This window comes from Nakamurella sp., from assembly GCF_048594475.1.
Classification (GTDB): Bacteria; Actinomycetota; Actinomycetes; order Mycobacteriales; family Nakamurellaceae; genus Nakamurella.
Window position 1 is genome coordinate 1 of record NZ_JBMDXT010000466.1, and the last position, 2,531, is coordinate 2,531.

A 2,531-nucleotide genomic window follows, 5' to 3' on the forward strand; every position below is an offset into this window, starting at 1 on the left:
GCTCGACCGGCTCGACGAAGTCCAGCGACGGCATGGTCGCCAGGAAATCCAGGCGGTCGGTCATCGCCCGCGCACCCTGCTTGAAGGTGTCGACGGTCTTGTCGGTGGCCTCGGCGTACGTGGTCATCGGATCTCCTTGCCTCGGGCCCGGGACTCGGTGCACGGACTCGGTTGCCGGTTCGACCGGCACGACAGTGAGCGCCCGGTCTGACGGCCGGGGCATCGCCTGGGAACGGGCCGGTGACCGTGGAGGCAATGTCCGGCCCGAACGAAGCGGGGATCCCCCTTGAACCCGCCTTCGACGCTAGCAATCCCGGCGACGGCAGGTCCGGTTCCGGGCTTGTGAGGAATCTTCCGAAGCGGGGCGTTTGGCCACCGGTCACCCGGGAACTTCCCCGCGCCGGCCGGGCGACCCCGCCCCGCGGGCGGTCCGGCGGCGGCCCCGGTGGGTCCGTGACGGCGGCCCGCCGCTCCGGGCCGGCCCCGCGCCGGGCGGGCCGTGACCTCCGGCGGGCCCGGTCGCCGTCCTCGACTACCGTGACCCGGATGACGGAGCATCCCCAGGCCGCCGGCGCGGGCGACCGTGCGGGCGTCGTCATGCCGATCGGCGGAGCCGAGGACAAGGTCGGCCGGATGACGGTGCTGCGTGAGGTCGTGCGGCTGGCCGGCGGTGCCGGGGCCCGGATCGTGGTGATCTCGACGGCCTCCTCGCTGGGCGACGAGATCACCCACGCGTACCTGCAGCTCTTCACCTCGCTCGGGGTGACCGACGTGGTCGGCATCCGCCCGGAGAGCCGGGCCCAGGCCGCCGACCCGGAGCTGGTCGCCGCGGTGGAGCAGTGCACCGGTGTGTTCATGACCGGGGGCAACCAGGTGAAGCTGGCGGCCATCGTGGTCGGCACCCCGCTCGGGGACGCGATCCGCGCGGCCCACCGGCGCGGCGCGCTGGTGGCCGGCACCTCGGCCGGGGCCAGCATCCTGTCCACCCACATGGTGTCCTTCGGCAGCGGCGGCGCGACGCCGAAGTTCCGGATGAGCCAGGTGTCCGAGGGTTTGGGCCTGCTGCCGGGCGCGATCGTCGATCAGCACTTCACCCAGCGCAACCGGTTCGGCCGGCTGCTGTCCCTGGTCGCCGGGAATCCCGCCCAGCTGGGCATCGGGGTGGACGAGGACACCGCCGCGCTCATCGGCCCGGACGGCCGGCTGGAGGTCAAGGGGCGCGGGGTGGTCACCGTGATGGACGGGTCGACCGCACTGACCACCGCCTACACCGCGACCGGCACCCAGCCGCTGATGATCTCCGACGTGCGGCTGCACTCGCTGCCCCGCGGCGCCGTCTTCGATCTGCCGGGGCGCCGGCTGCTGACGGCGCCCGGACTGCCGGACGCCACCGGGCAGCCGGCGGTCACCCGGCCCGAGGAGGTGCCGGCCGGAGTGCGGCCGGACACCCGGCGGATCGCCGTCGAGGGCGCGCACGAGACCGTCGCCGAGCTGCGCCGGCGGCCGGCCGGTACCTGAGAGGGGAACCCGTCATGAGATTCGTCGGCGTCCGGGACGGCCGGACCGTGACCGTGGCCCGGCTGTTCGCCGACGGCACCCTCGCGCCGGTGGCCGAGGTGACCGACTTCTACGCCGACCCGGCCGGGTCGCTGGCCGCGGCGGCGGCGTTGACCGGCGGGTCCGTGGCCCGCGCCGCGGTGGTCGAGGCGCCGGCCGTGCCGCCGGCCGCGAGAGTGCTGTGCGTCGGCCTGAACTACCGGATGCACGCCGACGAGGCCGGCATGCGGGTGCCCGAGCACCCGGCGATCTTCGGCCGGTGGACGGCCTCGCTGACCACCTCCGGGGTCGCCGCACCGGTGCCGGCCGGCGAGCCGGGCTGGGACTGGGAGGTCGAGCTGGCCGCGATCGTCGGCCGGCCGCTCAAGGGCGTGACGCCGGCGGAGGCGCTGGCCGGTGTGCTGGGCTACGCCGCGTTCAACGACCTGTCCGCGCGAACGCACCAGCTGCACTCGCGGCTCTGGACCGTCGGCAAGAACGCCGATGCCAGCGGCCCCATCTCCGAGATCGTCACCGCCGACGAGACCGGTGACCCGGGCGACGGCTGGCGGTTGACCACCGTCGTCAACGGCGAGACCGTGCAGGACGGCACGACCGCGGACATGGTGTTCGGCGTCGGCGAGCTGCTGGCGTACCTGTCGGAGGTCATGACCTTGCGGCCCGGTGACGTGATCGCCACCGGCACCCCGGACGGCGTCGGGTTCAAACGCACCCCGCCGCGCTACCTGGTGGCCGGGGACGTCGTCGTGGCGTCCGTCGACGGCGTCGCGTCGGTGACGACCCCGATCACCTGACGCCGGGCCGGCCGGAGTCCCGGCGCGCCCCACGCCGCCGCGCCGCCCCGCCCCCCACGGCCGTCCGCCCCACCCCCACGGCCGGCCCCGCCCCCACGGCCGGACACACCCCGCCCCCACGGCCGGCCGACTTGCCGCTTTGAGCCCCGTTCTCCGCCAAATTGGGGCTCAAAGCGGCAA

The 2,531-nt window shown here is 74.9% G+C and carries 2 protein-coding genes; both read left to right on the plus strand.

Going from position 1 to position 2,531, the window contains the following annotated elements:
• Positions 1-546 precede the first annotated feature (546 nt).
• The gene (locus ACOJUF_RS20975) at positions 547-1,518 is read left to right on the plus strand and encodes a cyanophycinase (RefSeq protein WP_420123757.1); all 972 of its coding nucleotides are present in this window, start codon (positions 547-549) and stop codon (positions 1,516-1,518) included.
• 14 nt (positions 1,519-1,532) lie between these two features.
• A complete protein-coding gene (locus ACOJUF_RS20980) occupies positions 1,533-2,351 on the plus strand; it encodes a fumarylacetoacetate hydrolase family protein (RefSeq protein ID WP_420123758.1) in 819 nt (272 codons plus the stop codon).
• Positions 2,352-2,531 lie beyond the last annotated feature (180 nt).

Coding starts and splice junctions, on each gene's coding strand:
- ACOJUF_RS20980 (WP_420123758.1), top strand. CDS start 1,533: ATGAGATTCGTCGGCGTCCGGGACGGCCGGACCGTGACCGTGGCCCGG.
- ACOJUF_RS20975 (WP_420123757.1), top strand. CDS start 547: ATGACGGAGCATCCCCAGGCCGCCGGCGCGGGCGACCGTGCGGGCGTC.